The organism is Cohnella herbarum, assembly GCF_012849095.1.
Classification (GTDB): domain Bacteria; phylum Bacillota; class Bacilli; order Paenibacillales; family Paenibacillaceae; genus Cohnella; species Cohnella herbarum.
Genome location: NZ_CP051680.1, coordinates 4,435,607 through 4,455,681 on the forward strand (window position 1 = coordinate 4,435,607; position 20,075 = coordinate 4,455,681).

Genomic DNA, 20,075 nt, shown 5'->3' on the forward strand with positions numbered 1-20,075 from the left:
AGGGTGCTTTGATCAATTTTTATTACACATTCTGGATTCGTAGAGCAATGTATTGCTTGCCCGGAAGCTCGACAATACTATTATGATCATACGTTCCCTCCAAAGGAGTGATCGTCATCTCCCAAGTATCGATCAATTCGATTTTATATTTCTTACCCTCCATTAAATCAAGTTGTTTTACAGCAGGCCTGTATATCCCTAAATACACCAAATAGTATTCCCCTTCCTTGCCGAGACATGGGAAATACTCCCATTGAGGTGGGAAGGATATACGTTCACGGTATTCTCCGGGAATGCTCTCTATAATATCTTTCAGGAATGCGATTCTATCTGGGCTTTTCCCATGAAGCTCCCCGCCTTTTGACCACCATAAAATCTCATCTGGATGAAGATAAGTCTCCCCATGCCCCACATATCCGCCACTCAAAAAACCATCCCAGAATCTTCTGGTCATTTCCTGTTCAGTTATATTTCCCCACATCAATCCGATGTTTCCTTCATAGGAGCACTCGTCTACGACAATAGGTTTATTGTATTGTGTTTTCCACTCAAAGATGTACCTAGGGTCATGGTGCTGAACGCTTGCATGTGTGATTAACGGATGGTTATGATCATAGAACTGTCGGCAGTTGTGGATAGACCGAAGATGATCATAGGGGTCGTTCCCCGCAACTGTTTTGAGGATCGTGTCCCAGTCTTCCAAACTCAAATTTTCCATTAGATCGTATTCATTGGCCATAGACCACCATACGTTTCGGTAAGCTGACAACCGAGCGGTCAGGTAACGTAAATATCTAACATTGACATCCATGCCCATTTTATCGAAGCCCCATCTTGCATTATCATAGGGATGGAATAAGATGATATCCGCTTCTATTCCAAGATTTCTAAGATCATCTACTCTCTTTTCGAGATGCCGGAAAAAATCTGGGTTAAATCTTGTGAAATCCCAAACTTCCTCCTTAGAGCCGTCAAAGGGGTACAAAGCCGGATCGTTATTATTGTATAGATAGCGTTTCGGAAACACACACATTCTCATTTTGTTAAATGGAGCTGATTTCAGCGTTTGAAGCGTTAACTCTTCCAGTTCATCCTCTTGATGAGTCCATACGTAGCAAGTAGTTCCAAAAGGAATGTATGGCGTACCATCCGCGTAAGCAAAGTGATAGGTGTCGCTTACTTTTACCGGACCATGATTGCTTGCAGACGGCGCAATGCATTCAAACTTTCCGGTCAATGCCTTTAATTCTGAACAGTTGCTGTTCGTTTCATAGGACCAAACACCGAGTTCACTTGGCATAAATCGAATCTTATAGATGCCACTTCCATCATAAAAACCAGGAACGTCAATACTGCTCTCATTCCTCTTGAATGTAGCGCTAAAATCTACATCCATAAAAGGATTTCCTTCCTCCGGTCCCTTCATGCTGATTTCAAACAAATCCCATTTTTCTACTTGGTTCAACTTGTATCATCCTTTCCTTATTATGCTTTCGCTTTCTTAAGCGGATTAGAAGACATCTCGCAAAGCAGTTTTCCGACAACCGTTGCAAGTCGGTTATGATGCCGTCGTACCTCCGTCGATGACGAGTTCCGTCCCCGTAACGTAAGATGTTACGTCTGAAGCCAGATATAACACACCAAAGGCGATATCATCCGGAGTGCCGAAACGGGGCAACGGCGTTTTTTCCTCAAATTGCTCCTTCAACTGTTGATGATGCAGAATCCCCTCAGTCATCGGTGTTATGATTAAGCCCGGATAAATCGAATTTACTCGGATGCTGTCTTTAGCGTAATCTACTGCCGCTGCTCTAGATATTGCGCGAATCCCGCCTTTGGATGCGGCATAGCCGTTAAACCCTCCACCGACCATTCCGGCAAGGGATGCGATGTTCACGATTGATCCTCCCCCGGCTTTCTTCATGATTGGAATAACGCTTCTTATGCCGAGATAACTGCCTGTCAGATTGATCTCAAGCACTCTTTTCCATTCTGCCATCGTATCTTCTTTGTTACTGACGCCCGCGCTGTTAACGAGCACATTCACGGTGCCATGCGCATCGATTGTTTGTTGCACGACGTGCACCCAATCCTCTTCTTCGACCACATTGTGCAAAATGCCGATTGCCGACCCATCGGTGAGGGAAGGCCTCCTCCCGTGGCCGCCAAGATGCAAGCATAGGCGAGTATCATGGCGTTCGGCCGGATTCTTCCCATCGTGACGAGCGCGGCGGCCAGGTGACCGCCGGCGGAGAAGCCGCACACCGCCACCTTCTCCGGGTCGCCCCCCCCCTCCGCGCTATTCGCTGCTCCAGTGCTTCTTCAGCGTCATGCAGCGGTTTGGGGAAAGCCGCGTTCTGGTTCAGCGAGTACCTGAGTACGAATGCATGTTATCCTTCCGCCAGGAAGGCCATCGCGACCGGTTCGGCTTCCCTGTCCGAGCAAGCCCGGAAAGACCAAGACTGCCGGCCGCGGATAGGTGTTACGCATCTCGGGCGAATTATCCAGAAGGTAGGTGGTTAAAGTGACGCCGTCATTCGTTAACTGAAGTGTTGAGGTTCTCATCGCTCTTCCTCCCGTTCTTTGGGTAAGTTCTTGTCATCTAACCGGCAATTCCTTCAGTTGGCTGTCCAACTGATCGAGCATGCTCTCTTCCATCGGATAGTAGGCGGAGAGGCTGCGGAGAGAGGCGAGCCCTATCGATCCGCTCAACGTATCCGGATTCAGTTCCATGCCGGGAGGCAGAAGTTTTGCGATCAATTCGTTTGCTGCCGGATGGCGAAGCAGTTCAATGAGTGGCGTCTTCGTACTCAAACGTTTGATGTAACTCTTGATGGGAACGTAGTGTATGAGATAGCTCCCGCTGGTCAATTCCAAATGCGTTTCGTCACCTTGCTGCGTGCCGGCAATGCCGCTTAAAGTTAAGGACTGTCCGTTGATTTGGATCTTCGTCATATCCGCATAAGGAAGACGAACGGCTGCCGTCGCGTTGAACGGGATGACGAAATGGAACGTGAGCCGGCCTTCCTCATCGAACGCCCACTCGCTCTTATACAATCCCGCGGAAGATTGAAGCTCCGTTTTGGCCCACTGCAGACGGAAATCCGGCTGCGGAGCCAGTTCGGCCCTCCGGAAGCCCGGCGCGTCTTCAACGGGATTGATCCCGGCGATCGAGCGGTACATCCACTCCACAATGGCTCCATACGCGTAATGGTTTAGCGAATTCATGCTCGTACCGCTGATCTTCCCGTCCGGAAGAATCGAATTCCAGCGCTCCCAAATCGTCGTGGCGCCCAGCTTGACGGCGTACAACCAGCTCGGATAGTCGTCGTTGAGCAGCAGCGTGTAGGCAAGGTCGTTGCACCCGTTTTCGGACAAAACGCGATTCAAATACGGAGTGCCCACAAAGCCGGTTTTCAAGTGGTTCCGATCGATTTTCAACCGCTTGCGCAGCCCTTCCACGACTCTCGTCTTGTAAGCTTCCGGAACCAAGTCCATGTATAAAGCCACGGCATAAGCGGTTTGCGTTTCCAGCGCCAAACGGCCGTTCTTCGAGAAAAACTCGTCTTCGATCGCCGTTTTCACTTCCTCCGAGATCAGGCCGTAGTATTCGGCGAGATCGTCTTTCCCCAGTACTCTAGCGGCCTTGGCCACCAACTGGGAAGAATGCCGATAATAAGCCGATGCGATGAAATCCGTATCCGTTCCGCCCATCGACGAATCCGGGTTGCTTCCGTCCAGCGCCAGCCAGTCGCCGAAGTGGAACCCTACGGTCCACAGCCTCCGTCCGCCGGATCCCTCATCCGCGCGGATGATAAAGTCGACCCAGCTCCTCATGCTCTCGAACTGCTGCTCGAGGATCGCTTTGTCGCCGTTATGGAGGTATACGTTCCACGGAATGATCGTCGCGGCGTCAGCCCACGCGCTGGACCCGCCTCCCTGCACGTTGGCGGCGGGCACGACCATCGGAACCATGCCGCCGCGTTCTTCCTGCTCGAGTCCCATGTCATAGCCGTACTTGCCGAAGAAGGCTTGCGAATCCATGTTGAAGCAAGCCGTGCCGGAAAATACTTGCGCGTCTCCCGTCCACCCCAACCTCTCGTCACGCTGCGGGCAGTCCGTCGGAACGTCGAGGAAGTTGCCTTTTTGACCCCAGAGAGCATTCAGGAATAGCCGGTTCACGAGCGGATCACTTGTCTCGAAACTGCCGATCTCCTCCAGATCGGAGTAGAGGACGCATCCGGTGAAATCGCTCGGATTCAGTTCTCCCGGCCATCCCTCCACTTTCACGTACCGGAACCCATAGAATGTGAAGTAAGGGCGCACGACAGCTTCGTTCCCGTCGGCCGTGTATGCGTATTCCGCTTTCGCGGTACGCAGGTTTTCCCGGTAGAAGTTTCCGTCCTGAAGCACTTCTCCGTGATAAAGCTTGAAAACCGTGCCTTTGGGAGCGCTCGTGCGGAAGCGGATCCAGCCGACCATATTCTGCCCCATGTCAAGCACCGTTTCCCCGGCAGGCGTCCGAATGACTTCGATGGGTTTGAGTTCCTCTTTGACGACGACAGGCAAGCTTAGGCGGGCCTCTAACCGATCGTAACCGAAGTCCCCCTCCCTAACTGCGAAAGTCTCTGAGGACGTGAAGGTCGCGTCATAAATTTCCCCATCGTACAAGTTGCCTCCCAATATCGGGCTCTCGGCTGCCGTCCAATCCGTATCGGAGCCGATAACGGTCGTCGATCCATCCTCATACGTCACTACGATCTCGCACAGGAGAGTGAACTCTTTACCGTATAGTTCAGCGGAATACCCGTCAAAGCCGAATCGGCCTTTATAAAGCCCGTTGCCCAGACTGACCGAAACCCGGTTCTCGCCTTGCCGAAGCAAATCCGTCACGTCGTACGTTTGATACTGAAGCCACTTTTGGTAAGCGTTGAAGTGCGGAGCCAGGTATTCATCCCCCGCCTTCGCGCCGTTCACCCGCATTTCGTACAACCCCAGCCCGCATACGTAAGCCCGAGCGGACGCGATCGGTCCTGTCAGTTCAAACGAACGGCTTAGAATCGGGTGAACATCCTTGTCCATCTCGGGCACGATCCATTTCCCGGCCCACGGCTCATCCAGTTTGGCCGTTTCGAACCATGCGGACTCACTGACGGCGCGGTCGCCGTTATCCGCCCAAACCTCCACTCGCCAGTAATACCTGGTTCTCGGTTGAAGCTCGATCGGGAGCTCAAACGCAAGACTGTCAATATCCTCCCGTTTGCCGCTGTCGTAAACCGTTGTGGTAAACGATTCATCCCGTGAGACTTCATAACGGGCCGCGACCTGTTTTTTGGCGTCGGTCTCGGTAACGACATAAGAGAACCTTGGCTTGCCCAACGAGAATCCTAACGGGTTTACGATACGATTCGTTTTCATACGGATGATTTTCACGGTCACTTCTCCCATTCTCATTTGCTTCAATTTGCCTTACGATGCTCCAGATCGACCAGATTCGAGAATATTGCTTTTCTAACGAATAAAAGTACAACAATATGGAAATGACGACATAAATGCCGAGAGGATTGTAGAGGTTGAACGCGACGATCATATGTTTCGCAGATGGGCTCTGTACGGCGGCGCCTTCATTGTAATGCCCCAACGCCAACAACCAGCCGATGATTGCCGCCGAAGGCGTTTACGCTGTTCGTCAGCCCGACGATACGCTTTCCGTGTTTCCATTCGCGATATTCGATCGTATCCGAGCTGAGAGGGCCGAGCACAATCATAAGCGGGATCATGCCGAATGCTTGAACAAGCGACCCGGCGATGCCCCGCGCAACGCTTTCCGGATTCAGCATGCGAACCAGAATGCCAAACGTCCCGATCACGAGGCCGAGAATGGCAGTATTACGCTTGCCGAGCCTCTTCATAAGCGCTCCGGACACCAAGAATACGATCAACAGGGGAATCAGTCCGACACCCACCATGATGCTGACCAGGTTCACGTCGCCCCAGACATACTTGGCGTAATACATGCCCACTGTCCCGGATAAAGCGAATAAATCTGCGCCAATAATCCCGCGGCAAACAGAATCAGCCAGTAACGGTTCGTAAAAAGCAGCTTGAACGAAGACGCCAGCGATAATGCCTTCTTCACTTCGCCGGCCTCTTTAAGCTGCTGCGTATTGTACTTCTCCTGCGTTGACCGGAAGGCGACATAAATCCCCGCCACGGCGATAGCGCCAAAGATCGCCGTGAGCAGCGTCACCACGCATCTCCCGCCCCCCATGGCATTTTCGATCGGGATGAAGCCAACCGCCACGATCATGCCGGACAGATAACCGAATCCAGCTCGATAACCCCCCATTAACCCGCGATCGTCAGGGTTTCTTGTGGTGTTAAACTGCCGTATGGCATCGAGATTGGCGTAAAAACAAAGACATAAAACAGCACGTTTGTCGCAACGGCATAAGCGATCTTCGCGTCTCGTCCCATATCGGGCACCGAAAACAGAAGCAAAACGGAGACAAATAGCGGTAAAATCATCCACAGCAGCCAAGGCCGCGCCTGCCCGTATTTAGAACATGCGAGACTGCAATCTCCTCGGTCACAGCCGTCAACTTGTCAGCTCGGACATCCGTCAGCACCACTTTGGCGCCTTCTTTGGCCAGCAGAATCGCACTTGCTCTGCCGATTCCACTACCCGCCCCAGTAATGACGGCTACTTTCCCTTGTACGCGTCCCACTTTGTATGCCTCCTTCTATTTCAAACGTGATAACAGTCTGTCCACGATTTCTTCTGCCCGCACCGCACGTTCAGTGTCAAAGTAAAATATTTTGCGTAGCGGCATGCCCATCACCATCAGAGCATCGTCTCCCAGAAGCGCATGTTCGACTTGCTCCTTCATCTTCTCCTCGGCCAGAACCTCAAAAAAGATACGTCTCCCTTCCTCCGACGCAACCCAATCCTTCACCAGGCTGTCTCCAGTCAACTTCAGTTCCACGACGTCTGTAGATTGGACAGTCACAATTCGCTTTAATACGATCTCTCTTGAGGATTTGCCTACGCGAAGTTCGAACTCCCCCGTCTCCATGACCCATCTCTTCAAGGTGGGATCGTAGTAGGAAAAGTCCCGTTTCTCAAGGTGCATCCGGACAGTGCTCGTCTCTCCGGGAAGCAGGCGGACTTTAGCGAAGCATTTCAGTTCATGCTCAGGCCGAACAATTCTCGACTCCCGATCATTCACGTACAACTGCACGATTTCTGAACCTTCCCGCTTGCCGGTATTCGTGATATCCACCTCGACCGTCAAGCCGTCCAGATCCTGCAGGTAGTCGCTACTCGTTCGCAGGTTCGTATATTCGAATGACGTATATGATAGACCGTGTCCGAATGGGAAGAGCACTTGCATTTTCTTCTTGTCATAATAACGGTAGCCAATGAAGATACCTTCCCGATATTCGACCTTGCTATCTGTCCCAGGGAAGTTCAAATAGGACGGATTGTCCTCCAGTTGATGCACAAACGTCTCTTGCAGCTTTCCGGACGGGTTACATTGACCGAACAAAATATCGACAATCGCCGAGCCGCTGGCCTGTCCGCCCAGCCAGCCTTCCAATATGGCCTTCGCATGGCCGATCCACGGCATCGCTATCGCCGAACCGTTGCTCAGCACGACCACGACACGTTTATTGACTTTCGATACTTCGGTCAGCAGCCGCACTTGATTGTAAGGCAGTTCGAGGTGCGTACGGTCGTACCCTTCCGATTCGAAGCGATCCGGCAAACCTAGAAACAGCACGGCGATTTCGGACGCCCGGGCCGCTTGCACCGCTTGTGCAATAAGTGCTTCTGCGAGAGCATCCCCTTCGTCTTCATACGAGTAGCCTGCCGCATAAGCCATCTTAGCCTCGATTACGATATGCGATTTCATCTGCTCAAGCGGAACATCGAACATCGTCGCGTTGACCTTCGAACTGCCTCCCCCTTGAATTCGAGGCTCAGCAGCCATTTGCCCAATGACAGCCAATGACCTCACCCCGTTCACATCCAGCGGCAGCAGTTGATTCTCATTCTTCAACAGCACGATGCTTCCTGCCGCCGCTTTCTTCGCCAGCCTATGATGCGCTTCGTAATTGATCTCCTTATTTGGATTGCGCTCCTCCATCGACCGAAACACAACTCGAAGAATTCTACGAACGGCATCGTCCAATAACGTCTCATCCAGTTGGCCTGAACGGACGGCTTCGACAATCTTCTTGTCGTTCGAAGGTGACGGACCAGGCATCTCCAGATCAAGTCCAGCCTTCAGTGCCTCAATCCGATTACTCGTCGCGCCCCAATCGGATACGGTTAGACCGTCAAAGTTCCATTCGTTCTTGAGAATGTCCCGGAGCAAATACGTATTCTCCGTCGCATAAGTACCGTTCACTTTGTTGTAAGCGACCATGATGGACCACGGTTTGGCTTCTTGAACGATCTTCTCGAATGCAGGCAGATAGATTTCCCTTAGGGTTCTCTCGTCGACTTCCGAGCTAATGCTCATCCGTTCGTGTTCCTGGTTATTACAGGCATAATGCTTGACGCAAGCGCCGACACCTTGGCTTTGCAGCCCCTTGACATAGGCTGCTCCAATCTCGCCGGCTAGGTGCGGGTCCTCCGAATAGTATTCGAAGTTTCTGCCGCCCAAAGGCGACCGCTTCATGTTCACGCCAGGCCCTAGCAAAATTTGCACATCGAGTGCCTTCGATTCCTTGGCTAAAGCCTCACCGACTTCGAACAACAGATCGGGGTCCCAGGACGACGCCATGGCCGAAGCGGTCGGAAAACAAGTAGCCGATCGATTATCGTTCACATCTTTCATACCGAAATCATCGTCTTGTTTCGGCTTCCGCACCCCATGGGGTCCATCGCTCATGACCATCGACGGAATGCCAAACCGATAGATCGCTTCCGTCTTCCATCTGTTCATGCCGGAACAAAGTGAAGCTTTCTCTTCCAAAGTCAATTGTTTAATCGACTCCTCAATCCGTTGATCCATCCGCAGCATCTCCTCCCTTTTCATTTATCATAGCCTCCGGGTAAATACCGGACTATCGTTTTTCCGATCACTGCTATAACACTTTAACGACTTTCTATTTGCTTCACTCATAATAAAAGAGGACGCCGTATGACCGGTGCCCTTTTCAAATTTGAAAGATTAAGAACTTAATGGGCAAGATGATTCCATCTCCAACATTAGCTTCCGCTAATGCTTCGCGAAGAGACGCTTCGGTCAGATTATGCTAATCGGATGATAGTTCGCGTCCTTCAATATACGCGCCCCGATAATTAATGTCGTAAATTATCAGTCCACCGATTAACGAATTCATCGAAGCGTAGACGCTCATCAGCCTCGCCATCGTGCATACGTTAAGCATAAAAAATTCCCAACCCGACAGATAGGCAATGCGGATTGGGAAGGGAAGGCGTTTATTTCGCACGGGTCATGCGGACAGCTATGAATGGCTTACCGGGCAATTCGATTCTAAAGCTGCCTTCGTAAAGCCCTTCAAGCTTCTCGACGGTCATATTCCAGGTATCAATCACTTCGACCTGATACCGGATTCCAGGTGTGCGGTTAAAGTTCCGGAAGCGAGGCTGGTTGAAGCCGAAATAGAACAAATAATAATCGTCCTTGACTCCGGCGCAAGTCACGTCCCATTCAGCCGCGAGAGGCTCCAGTAGACCGCCAGGGCTTTGCTCCGTAATTTTTCTCAAAAAGCCGATCCGGGCCGGGCTAGTACCCGTCAGCTTGCCCCCTTTTGACCACCACAGCACTTCCTCTGGATTCAGGTACGTCTCACCGTGACCGACGTAACCACCGCGTAATGCGCCTTCCCAGAACCGGCGCGTCATCTCTTCGCCGGTGATGTTGCCCCAACCTTGGTCAATATCTCCCTCATACGCACACTCGTCGATGACAACCGGCTTGTTCCATTTATTACGCCATTCGCTCGTCACTTCGGATGTCTTATATGCATCGATACGTTGAATGCTGCAATGTGTCACCCAAGGTTTAGAGTAGTCGTAGAAGGTTAAACCATTGTGGATCGAAATCAGATGACCTACTGGGTCGTTCTCCGTTACGATCTTAGCGAATCTCTCCCAATCATCGGCTTCCTTGGACCAAAAGAAATCGTACTCGTTGGCCAGCGACCACCAAACATTCCGGTATGCGGACAATCGAGCAACGATATAACGCAGATAACGATCGTCCGCGGCTCGGCTCATTTCGGAGAAGCCCCAGCGGTCATAAGGATGGAACAAGATGAGATCAGCCTCGATGCCCAGCTTACCGAGATCAGCAATCCGGTTTTCTAGATGACGGAAAAAATTTGGATTAAACCTCGTATTATCCCATCCCGACTCCAAAGAGCCTTCGAATGGGTAATAATCAGGTTCTTTCGAATTGAAAATATACGACTTTGGAAACACGCACATACGCACCTTATTAAATGGGGACATACTAAGCGTCGCCAATGTCTGTTCTTCAAGCTCTGTACCCTGATGCGTCCACACATAGCAGGTCGTACCTACCGGAATATAGGCAGATCCGTCTTCATGGGCAAAATGGTACGTATTCTTCACGCGGACGGGACCATGGTTGTCGTTGGATGGCGCAACGCTACGGAACGTTCCTTCGATCCCATCCAACGACCGGGCGGTACTATAAGTCCGGAACATCCATTCGCCCTGGTCATCCGGCATAAACCGAATACGATATATCCCATCCCCGTCGTAGAAACCTGAAGTCCGCACGGAACGGTCTCCTAAGCGGAATTCGGCCCCCAATGGGACGTCGGTAAACGGATTGCCATGGCTTGGACCATGCAGCTCGATTTCGTATACGCCCCATTGCTCGGTTTGCGAAGAAGCCGTGAAGGAGGCAGAACCTATGGGCACGCTTGAAGGCTCATATTGTGGTGACGGAATGCTTTCTGGTTCCTCTTGAATGGCTTGCTCCACCGAGGGCAACTCGGCCAGTTCAGTGAGAACATTGTTGAGCCAACCCGGCAGTTGCGCATCCCTTAGCCCTAATTTACCAAGTTGTTCCAGAGTCCACCACTTTAGAGATGATGCATTATGAAGAAATGCATCGGGGTCACCGGGAATATGTCGGAGCAAGATTTGGCAGGCAGCCTCGTTTTTCATAATTAAGCCGACTTTAGTAGATAGGTTAAAAGTCATGGTTAGCTTATCCTCCCTTGATTGCTTTCATAATGACGAACGGTCATTTAGAACTGAAGCCGCGGCGCGCTGCCATCCGAAATATAACTTTTCTCTCACTGCGGGTTCCATCGAAGGCTCATACAGAGTACCAGTTTTCATTTGACTTCGGATATCCTCGATCGAGCGCCAAAAGCTGACGCCAAGTCCCCCCATGTACACGGATCCCATCGCCGACAACTCATCGATCTCGGATTTCGACACGGGATGATTAAGCATATCGGCCTGAAACTGCATCAGCAGCCGATTGCTGGATGCTCCGCCGTCCGCGTGAAGCTTCGTCATGGGGATTCCCGTCTCTCGCTCCATCATGTCGGCAGCGTCGCGCACTTGGTAGGCGATGCTCTCGACCGCCGCGCGAACAATGTGAGCTTTACCCGTTGATCGATTCATGCCCGTTATTGCGGCTCTCGCGTAAGGATCCCAGTACGGGGCGCCTAATCCAACGAATGCAGGCACAAGATAAACGCCTTCATTGTCCTTCGTCTGCCTTAGAATGGCATCCAATTCCTGAAACGAATTGAACAGCCCCAGATTGTCTCGTACCCATTTAATACTGTCGCCGGAACTACGAATGACGGCTTCAAGAGCATACGTTACCTTGCCTCCTCTTGCCCAAGCGACGGCAGTCACTAGACCGCTATCCGACGTAGCTGGTTTTTCCCCCGTATTCATGAGCACCGAAGTTCCCGTTCCGTAAGTCGCTTTCGCCATTCCGGTTTCCAGGCACATCTGTCCGAACAAGGCCGCCTGAGAATCCCCGATGATACCCGATATCGGAATTCGGTCCGTGAACAGATCCGAATCTCCTGTATACCCGAAGACGTCGTCGGACGACCGAACTTCTGGAAGGAGGCTAGCTGGGACTCCAAACAGACGACACATGTCTTCGTCCCACTGTAAGGAATGAATATTGAAAAGAGAAGTGCGACTCGCGTTCGTGAAGTCGGTCGCGTGCACTCGTCCACCCGTTAGCTTCCATATGAGCCAACTGTCCATTGTGCCGGCCAGTAGCTTTCCTTGCGCTAAAAGTACTTTAGCGCTTTCGACATTCTCGAGCATCCATTCCCATTTGGAGGCTGAGAAATACGGATCCAGCATTAAGCCTGTTGCAGACCTCACGACCTGTCCATGACCAGCTTCTTGCAAGAACGCGCATTTATCAGCAGTCCGTTGGCATTGCCATACAATCGCGTGACAGATTGGCTTACCGGTCGTACTGTCCCACATCATGGCCGTTTCACGTTGATTCGTAATCGTCATGGCGGCTAGGCTAGCGGGCGTTATCCCCGCCAGTGTTAATACTTCCCGGATCGTGCGTTTGACGTTGTCATAAATTTCGAGCGGGTCGTGTTCTACCCAGCCCGGTTTTGGATAGATTTGCTTATGTTCGGCGCTGCACTTTGCAACGACTTGCCCAGCGTAGTCGACGAGCAATGCCTTCGTACCGGCCGTGCTCTGGTCGATCGCCAATATATAATTTCGCATAAGAGGCCATCCTTATCTACTCAGCATTTCCAGGGCGATCTTCGTGATGTTGGCTGCACTGATCCCGTAATGATCGAACACCTCGGACGTTTTGCCGGCAATAGCAGGTTCATCCGGAATTCCTAAAATCCGCATCGGCACCGGCCGTTGTTGAACAATGACTTCCGCAACCGCAGCGCCCAGCCCTCCATGAATGCTATGTTCTTCGACCGTGATGATATATCCGGTCTCCTCGGCCGCCTTAAGAATCGCCTCTTTGTCCAGAGGCTTGATCGTATGCATGTTGAGGACACGGCAAGATACGCCAGCTTCCTTCAGCGCAGCTTCCGCATCCAGCGCGACTCGAACCGTTTCTCCTACGGCAATAATTGTGATGTCACGACCTTCCCGCATCGTGACCGCTTTGCCGAGTACAAACTCGTAGTTCTCGGATTCGTATGAATCCTCGACAGGGTTACGCCCGATGCGTACATATACACCGCCTTCATACTGGACAAGCGCCTCCGTCATCTTCTTCGTCTCGTGCCGGTCGGCAGGTAGAACCACGGCTAGTCCTGGAATGGCGCGGGCTACTGCGATATCCTGGACGGAATGATGCGACATCCCCAGCGCACCGTAGCTAACACCGCCGCTGATCCCGACCAATTTAACGTTAGTAGCCGAATAAGCTACGTCTACTTTGATTTGCTCAATGCTTCGCATGCTGAGGAAGCAGGCTGGCGACGTTACGAATGGCTTCTTGCCGCTGTGAGCGAGTCCTGCGGCAATGCCGACAATGTTCTGCTCTGCGATACCGACCTCAACGAACTGATCCGGATACGCTTTGGCAAACGGAGCCATAGCAGCCGATCCGCTAGAATCGCTGGCCAACACCATGATATTGCGATCTCCTTTGGAAAGCTCCAGCAACGTATCGCAAATGACTTGCCGGTTCGGAATCGAATTCGCCATGTTTATTGCACCTGTCCTTCCTGCTTATAACGTTCGAGCGCTGCCGACAACTCCGCCAACGCCAGTTCCAACTGCTCGTCGTTCGGTACGTGATGATGCCAATGCGCGACGTTCTCTGCGAAAGAAACACCTTTTCCCTTAACGGTATTTGCCATAAACAAAGTCGGTTTGCCCGACACTGTCGGAACCGACTCGAATGTACGTACGAGAGCGTCCATATCGTTGCCGTCGATGGAAACGACATTCCAACCGAATGCAGCCCACTTCTCTTCGAGTGGCTCCAGGCCCATTACTTCCTCAGTCGAGCCGCTGATCTGCAGCCGGTTGCGGTCTATGATTGCAACGAGATTTTCAAGTTTATAATGCGCCCCTGCCATCGCGGCTTCCCAAACTGAGCCCTCAGCTTGTTCGCCGTCCCCCATTAAGCAATATACACGGTAGCCTTTTCCGTCTCTTTTACCCGCGAGCGCCATTCCGACAGATATAGCTAGTCCATGGCCTAGAGCGCCTGTGTTCATCTCGATGCCGGGAACTTTGTTATTCGGGTGACCGATTAGCCTAGTACCGTACTGGCTGAAGGTTTTCAACTCTTCTTCTGGGAAAAATCCCAGGTTGGCAAGGATGCACCAGAGCGATTCTACCGAATGGCCCTTACTGGCAATAAAGCGGTCACGATCTTCCCATTTGGGACGGGTTGGATCGATTTTCATGACCCTATAATAAAGAGCGGTTAAGATATCGGTATTGCTCAGCGATCCCCCCGTGTGGCCAGTTTTGGCATTATGGATCATCTTAAGCAGAGCCATTCGTATTTCAGCGGCTTTCGCCTTGAGTTCAATAATATCCATTGATAAATGCCTCCTTTAATTACAATCCAGCGCCACGCAACCATGCCTGAATCTGCTTTTCGGTCGGATCGACTGGATCGGGAGTAAGTCCCGGAATATACTGACAAGCTTCGTATAGCGCAGGAATGGCGTTCGCGTGGATGCCTACGGAATGATGGACATAAGGTCCCTTGACCAGTTTTTCTTCCCACAGCGGCCAGTCATTCACTTCGACCCATACATATGATCCACGGGTGTAAGGCCCCTGAATACCTCGTGCCTTGCCGAGGAAAAGCTGATATTCTCCGTGGTCGCCATCGAAGCGAGCCAGCGTCATATCTCCGCCTTTTATTTCCCCTTCATGCGTTCCCGGAGCATGGTCATCGAACAAAAAATGCTTGCGTAGCTTCGGTTTGTCTTCGACCGACAAGGATACCGGGAAATTGCCGCAGTGGAACAGCAGCTCTCCGTTCGGATTCTCCGGATGGCGGACCGTCAGGTCGGCGAAGAAGGTCGGATGCTGATTCATCGTAGCCGCCTGCACCATGACCGAAGTTATCGCTCCGTGAATGTCCGTTTCGCATGTGACCGGGATCTGCTCGTCGGTCAAGATGGCATTGGCCAAGCAAGGCATGATGCCCATGGCATCCTGGAGGGAAGACCAGCATTGGATTGCGATCGCGGTGCTGCCCGTGCTTAGGGCGTATTGCTTCATCGCGACTTTCAGCGCCGCGATACGCCTAACGTCCGCTTCAGTCACTTCCGACCAGTCCAGCTTTGCCTTGATGTAATCAATCGCCTCGGCTAGCTCCGAACTGTTGCCTTTCTCGATGCGCTGGGAAGCGCGTTGGATATCCACTAGCGTGATCGGATGGATTTCGATGCCGAACCGCTCGAGGAGCTCTCCTTCATTGCACATCATGGTCAAGAAGGAAGCCGGCCGCGGTCCGATTTGCAGGATGCGAAGGCTGCGGAATTTACGGACGACATTCGCGGCCGCAATGAAGTTGGTGAATCCTCTTTCGAATACGGGATCATTCACGCGGCTGTTCGTGACATAGGTAAAAGGAACGTTAAAGCGCCGTAGTACCTTCCCGGTCGCGAACAGGCCGCATTGCGTATCGCGAAGGCGCATACCATCCTCCAACGGTGCCTCGTCGCGCGGCCCCCAGAGAAGCACAGGCTTGCCTAATGCTTTGCCTACGCGAGCTACCGTATCCTCCGTGCCAAAATTACAGTGCGGGAAAAAGACGGCATCAACATTTTCTTGTCGGAATCGGTCCGCGATCTGATCCGCATTGATGTGATCGTCGTATAGTAGACCTTCATGGTTAAGTCCCTCCAAGTCGACGATGTCGATATCCATCCCGAAGCTCTCGATCTTCTCCTTGATCAGCACTTTGTAACGGAAGGCATCTTCCGCGCTGAATACGAAACGGCGCGTTGGCGCGTAACCTAACTTGAATTTTTTCATTTATGCCCTCTCCCTTAACTTAACTTAACTTAACTAAACTAAACTAAACAAATTTACGTGTTTAATGACTACGCATTCAATTTATCATCTAAATCATAGATGGTCAACGATATTTAGTTGTTTTTAGTCGAATATTTTATTTAAATCGAACTAAATTTAGTAAACAATCAATACTTGTTGCATCTAAACCGTTTGGATTGTACACTAAACTTACTTAACAAAAGGATAGAGGGAATCCAATTGAGAATTGACGACATTGCTAGGCTGGCGGGGGTTTCCAAGGCAGCCGTTTCCTTGACACTCAACGGGAAACCCGGAATCGGACCCGAAACCCGGGAACGTATTCTCCAAATCGCCAACGAGCACGGTTACCAACCCAAAACAAAAACCGCCCCGCGCGATCCGCAGGCCGGTTCGTTTACATTTCTTGTTTTCACCAACTCAGGTATCGTACTGGAGCAGTATTATCAGCAGCCGTTCTTCCGAGAGCTGATTCAATATATTGAGGAACGTTGCAGGGCTCACGGCTATTCGCTGCTCTTCAGCTCCGTAGACATGTCGAAATTTCAAGATGAAATTCGTTTGATTGCTGATGATAGACGCAGCGACGGCGTTATTCTTCTCGGAACAAATTTAAACAAAGATCTCCTGGGGCAGGTCACAAGCGGCTTGAGTACTCCGCTGGTCGTTCTGGACACCTGTTTAGAGATGCTTCCAATCCCTTTCATTCAAATCAATAACGTGATGGGAGGATATCAGGCCGGTACGCACTTGTGTAGACTCGGCCACCGAGACATCGGCTACATCGCATCGGATATTCGTATCCGGAATTTCGACGACCGACGGATCGGATTCGTTCAGGCGCTACGAGAATCCGGCGTAGAATTGGCCGGGGAAACTGTATTTTCCGTCGCCCCTACGATCTTGTCTTCCCAGGATGCCTTGAAGAAACAGCTCTCCGCGTATTTGGACAAAGGTTTGCCTTTACCAACCGCCTTATTCTGCGAATGCGATTATATCGCGATTAGCGCTATCAAATCGTTAAACGAGCTCGGATATCGAGTACCGGAGGACGTCTCCGTTGTCGGCTTTGATAACATCACCGAAGCTCAGATCGTCTCGCCCGAACTTACGACCGTCCATGTAGAGAAAGAGCGCATGGCTCACTTAGCGGTTGACATCCTCATGGAGTCCATTGAATCGGACTCTGCTGTGACATCTAAGATCATGGTGGATACGCACTTTATCGAGAGACTTTCCTCAAGGTCACCTGCACAGGCTGTAAGTTTGACGAATAGATGATCTGCAATCGTCCGATAGACTGACGAATAACGAATAACGAGGTCTTCCATTGAGTTTCTGGATTAATCCTGAAAAGACGGAAGGGCTGTCGTACCTGCGTACGATAGCCCTTCCGTCTTTTTATCCAAATAAAAAAGTACCCAGGATGAATACCGGGTACCCTCAATGTTCCTTCAACCTTTTATTTGTCATTCCAAAAATATGTTTGTTATTTCAAATCTTTATTGTCAACTTCAAAACTTAATTGTAAGTCAATATTTATCACCCAACACTTAACCGCCCCTACTCCACCGTAACACTCTTAGCCAAGTTCCTAGGCTTATCAACATCATGCCCAAGCGCTAGCGAGGCATAATACGACAGCAGTTGCAGCGGAATTACCGACAACGCCGGAGTCAGCAACGGCAACGTGCGGGGAATCGCAAACTGGCGATCAACCGACTTCGCCACTTCCTCCTCGCGCCCTTCATTGACGATTCCGAGAACATCCGCGCCGCGCGCTTTCGTTTCTTTAATGTTGCTAAGCATCTTCTCGTATAGATCCTCTTGCGTCAGAAGCGCGATCACCGGAGTACCCTCTTCGATCAGCGCCAAAGTTCCGTGCTTCAGTTCACCTGCCGCGTAAGCCTCGGAGTGGATATACGAGATTTCTTTCAGCTTCAGCGAGCCTTCCATCGCCACTGCGTAATCGACGCCTCGACCGATGAAGAACAGGCTGCTGTGGTGGGAGATCGATTCCGCGACTTGCTTGATGACTTCCGATTGCGCGAGGATTTTCTCCACCTGTTCAGGCAATGCCTGCATCGCGGCCAGCACATTCGCCACTTCGGCTTCGTCCTTCCGGCCAACCGTTTGCGCCCAATACAATCCCAACAGGAAAAAAGCAATAAGCTGTGACGAGTAAGCCTTCGTAGAAGCAACGGCAATCTCAGGTCCCGCCAACGTGATAATTACGTCATCGGCTTCACGAGCGACGGAGCTACCGACTACGTTCGTGATGGCGAGCACTCGAGCTCCGCAACGTTGCGCTTCGCGCAACGCGGCTAACGTATCCGCAGTTTCCCCCGACTGGCTTACCACGATAACTAATGTATCCGGCGTAATAATCGGCGAACGATAACGATACTCGGAAGCGACATCCGTCTCGACCGGAATCCGAACGAGCGACTCGATCACGTTTTTCCCGACAAGTCCCGCATGTAGCGCCGTTCCGCAAGCTACGATGTGTACGCGATTGATCCCTTTCAACTGTTCGGCTGTCATCTTAAGCTCAGGCAATTCAACCGAACGGCCATCCTCGCTAATGCGACCGAGCATCGTGTCGCGATACGCTTTAGGCTGCTCGTGGATTTCCTTCAACATAAAGTGATCGTAGCCCGCCTTCTCCGCGGTCATCAAATCCCAATCGACATGGAAAATTTCCTTCGAAATGAAATTTCCTTCAATCGTAAGCAGCTCCACGCCATCGCGCGTCAGAACGGCCATCTCGCCGTCGTTCAGAATATAGATGTCGCGCGTATGCTCCAGAATCGCCGGAATGTCCGAAGCGATATATTTCTCGCCTTCGCCGACGCCGATAATGAGCGGACTCGCGTAACGTACCGCAACTAGCCGATCCGGTTCGTGCTCCGTCAACACGCCGAGCGCGAAAGCTCCGCGCATTTTTTTAACGGCACGCTGTACCGCCTTTACGATGTCCCCGTCATACTCGACCGAGATCAGATGGGAAATGATTTCCGTATCCGTCTCGGACAGGAATTTATGACCGGCTTGCACGAGCTCTTCCTTAAGCTCCAAGTAGTTCTCGATAATCCCGTTATGAACGACGGAAAATTTCAACGTATTGTCCGTATGAGGATGAGAATTCACGTCCGATGGTTTACCGTGAGTCGCCCAGCGCGTATGTCCGATTCCGACCGTTCCGCGCAGCGGATCACCGCTCAAGCGATTTTCCAAGTTCACAAGCCGACCGACCGTCTTCGTGACTTCCAAGCCTTGCTCCGTCTGAACGGCGATGCCCGCCGAATCGTAACCCCGGTATTCCAACTTCTTAAGCCCTTCGATCAAGATCGGCTGTGATTCCCTAAATCCGATATATCCAACGATTCCGCACATATTTATATAAGCCTCCGTTTTGGTTTCTCAGGTTATTTTTCCAGAGACACCGCAACCAAGCCGATATTGAGCGGCATAAGCCGTAAAATAATAATGTTCAAATAAGGGTTCGCTCCCTACCCGAACTTCCCACGTCATGCCCCTCTCGCGACTGGTTACAGCCGCTGGACATCTCTATTGGTTCTTACTTAATGTTCCTAGTTACCTCATCGTATCGGATCTTTGTACGCCCGGTTGCCCGCTGCGTTTTGAATTCCGATTGTCGGCTCCGATGATAAGCCGGAAGGTCCCCGCCGAATATTTCGAACACCTCCACCTCGTCAACTTGCCCCCTGCATGGTCGACACGCTGAAGTTTGACGCTCGGATCAGCTTTCCCGTCCCTGATCTTTGCCCTTCCCCGTTCTCCCAGGATTCAACAAGTTCTGGCGCTTTTCTTGCTATTTCTCCACTACCCTGCCCTTCTGTTCCGGAATCTATCCCTTATCTTATTCGTTTTGAAATTGTCTTGCAACCTTTCCGTCATTATTTCCTCGGAAATGACATTTTTCTTATTTTCCCCCTTCCGTTCTCGGTTCGATTGATGCAAGCGGGTTCGGATGTTATAGTGTGGGTGGCTTTCGCGAAAAAAGACCGTAGAGGACGGAGTTTATTTCTGACGCATTACA

The 20,075-nt window shown here is 51.3% G+C and carries 14 protein-coding genes and 1 pseudogene; 1 reads left to right on the forward strand and 14 read right to left on the reverse strand.

The genetic code is table 11. The features are described 5' to 3' along the window. Window positions 1-22 precede the first annotated feature (22 nt). From HH215_RS18795 to HH215_RS18855, 13 genes and pseudogenes are all read right to left on the reverse strand, one after another. Window positions 23-1,465 (reverse strand): DUF5605 domain-containing protein, encoded by a 1,443-nt coding sequence (locus tag HH215_RS18795; RefSeq protein WP_256376614.1) that lies wholly within the window; start codon window positions 1,463-1,465, stop codon window positions 23-25. A 93-nt stretch (window positions 1,466-1,558) separates the two neighbouring features. Beyond that, a complete protein-coding gene (locus HH215_RS18800) occupies window positions 1,559-2,125 on the reverse strand; it encodes an SDR family oxidoreductase (RefSeq protein WP_256376741.1) in 567 nt (188 codons plus the stop codon). Next, the gene (locus HH215_RS36445; protein ID WP_310735488.1) at window positions 2,044-2,271 is read right to left on the reverse strand and encodes a hypothetical protein; all 228 of its coding nucleotides are present in this window, start codon (window positions 2,269-2,271) and stop codon (window positions 2,044-2,046) included. Before HH215_RS36445 ends, HH215_RS18800 begins: the two co-directional genes overlap by 82 nt. Window positions 2,272-2,598: 327 nt before the next feature. Beyond that, on the reverse strand, window positions 2,599-5,433 hold the full coding sequence (locus HH215_RS18805) for an alpha-L-rhamnosidase (RefSeq protein WP_169281302.1): 2,835 nt from the start codon (window positions 5,431-5,433) through the stop codon (window positions 2,599-2,601). 191 nt (window positions 5,434-5,624) lie between these two features. Then, entirely contained in the window at window positions 5,625-6,017 is a 393-nt protein-coding gene (locus tag HH215_RS18810) for an MFS transporter (protein ID WP_169281303.1), read from the reverse strand. Continuing rightward, window positions 5,984-6,528, reverse strand: a pseudogene (locus tag HH215_RS18815) (MFS transporter). Before HH215_RS18815 ends, HH215_RS18810 begins: the two are co-directional and overlap by 34 nt. After that, window positions 6,525-6,728: an SDR family NAD(P)-dependent oxidoreductase gene (locus HH215_RS36450; protein WP_169281306.1), complete on the reverse strand. Its 204-nt coding sequence runs from the start codon at window positions 6,726-6,728 to the stop codon at window positions 6,525-6,527. Before HH215_RS36450 ends, HH215_RS18815 begins: the two are co-directional and overlap by 4 nt. A gap of 15 nt (window positions 6,729-6,743) precedes the next feature. After that, complete coding sequence (locus tag HH215_RS18830; protein ID WP_254450147.1) at window positions 6,744-9,047, reverse strand: beta-glucosidase family protein; 2,304 nt, start codon at window positions 9,045-9,047, stop codon at window positions 6,744-6,746. A gap of 407 nt (window positions 9,048-9,454) precedes the next feature. Continuing rightward, entirely contained in the window at window positions 9,455-11,212 is a 1,758-nt protein-coding gene (locus tag HH215_RS18835; protein ID WP_169281307.1) for a DUF5605 domain-containing protein, read from the reverse strand. A 27-nt stretch (window positions 11,213-11,239) separates the two neighbouring features. Then, window positions 11,240-12,739 carry a glycerol kinase GlpK gene (gene glpK, locus HH215_RS18840; protein WP_169281308.1) on the reverse strand — a complete coding sequence of 500 codons (1,500 nt, stop codon included), beginning with the start codon at window positions 12,737-12,739 and terminating at the stop codon, window positions 11,240-11,242. A 12-nt stretch (window positions 12,740-12,751) separates the two neighbouring features. After that, window positions 12,752-13,690 carry a transketolase family protein gene (locus HH215_RS18845; RefSeq protein ID WP_169281309.1) on the reverse strand — a complete coding sequence of 313 codons (939 nt, stop codon included), beginning with the start codon at window positions 13,688-13,690 and terminating at the stop codon, window positions 12,752-12,754. 2 nt (window positions 13,691-13,692) lie between these two features. Beyond that, window positions 13,693-14,538, reverse strand: a complete 846-nt coding sequence (locus tag HH215_RS18850) for a transketolase (protein ID WP_169281310.1) — start codon at window positions 14,536-14,538, stop codon at window positions 13,693-13,695. Window positions 14,539-14,557: 19 nt separating this feature from the next. Further along, window positions 14,558-15,991 (reverse strand): L-fucose/L-arabinose isomerase family protein, encoded by a 1,434-nt coding sequence (locus HH215_RS18855; RefSeq protein ID WP_169281311.1) that lies wholly within the window; start codon window positions 15,989-15,991, stop codon window positions 14,558-14,560. Between the two features lie 240 nt (window positions 15,992-16,231). Between HH215_RS18855 and HH215_RS18860 the strand changes: the two genes are divergently transcribed. Then, window positions 16,232-17,293, forward strand: coding sequence for a LacI family DNA-binding transcriptional regulator (locus HH215_RS18860; protein WP_169281312.1), 1,062 nt, complete (start codon window positions 16,232-16,234; stop codon window positions 17,291-17,293). A gap of 282 nt (window positions 17,294-17,575) precedes the next feature. Here HH215_RS18860 and glmS read toward each other — a convergent pair whose 3' ends face one another. After that, window positions 17,576-19,408 (reverse strand): glutamine--fructose-6-phosphate transaminase (isomerizing), encoded by a 1,833-nt coding sequence (gene glmS / locus HH215_RS18865; protein ID WP_169281313.1) that lies wholly within the window; start codon window positions 19,406-19,408, stop codon window positions 17,576-17,578. Between the last annotated feature and the right edge of the window lie 667 nt (window positions 19,409-20,075).

Bases quoted from the DNA above. Each gene is read 5' to 3' on its own strand.
- HH215_RS18810 (WP_169281303.1), bottom strand. From the start codon at position 6,017: ATGTATTACGCCAAGTATGTCTGGGGCGACGTGAACCTGGTCAGCATC.
- HH215_RS18830 (WP_254450147.1), bottom strand. From the start codon at position 9,047: ATGAAAAGGGAGGAGATGCTGCGGATGGATCAACGGATTGAGGAGTCG.
- HH215_RS18835 (WP_169281307.1), bottom strand. From the start codon at position 11,212: ATGACTTTTAACCTATCTACTAAAGTCGGCTTAATTATGAAAAACGAG.
- glpK (WP_169281308.1), bottom strand. From the start codon at position 12,739: ATGCGAAATTATATATTGGCGATCGACCAGAGCACGGCCGGTACGAAG.
- HH215_RS18845 (WP_169281309.1), bottom strand. From the start codon at position 13,690: ATGGCGAATTCGATTCCGAACCGGCAAGTCATTTGCGATACGTTGCTG.
- HH215_RS18850 (WP_169281310.1), bottom strand. From the start codon at position 14,538: ATGGATATTATTGAACTCAAGGCGAAAGCCGCTGAAATACGAATGGCT.
- HH215_RS18855 (WP_169281311.1), bottom strand. From the start codon at position 15,991: ATGAAAAAATTCAAGTTAGGTTACGCGCCAACGCGCCGTTTCGTATTC.
- glmS (WP_169281313.1), bottom strand. From the start codon at position 19,408: ATGTGCGGAATCGTTGGATATATCGGATTTAGGGAATCACAGCCGATC.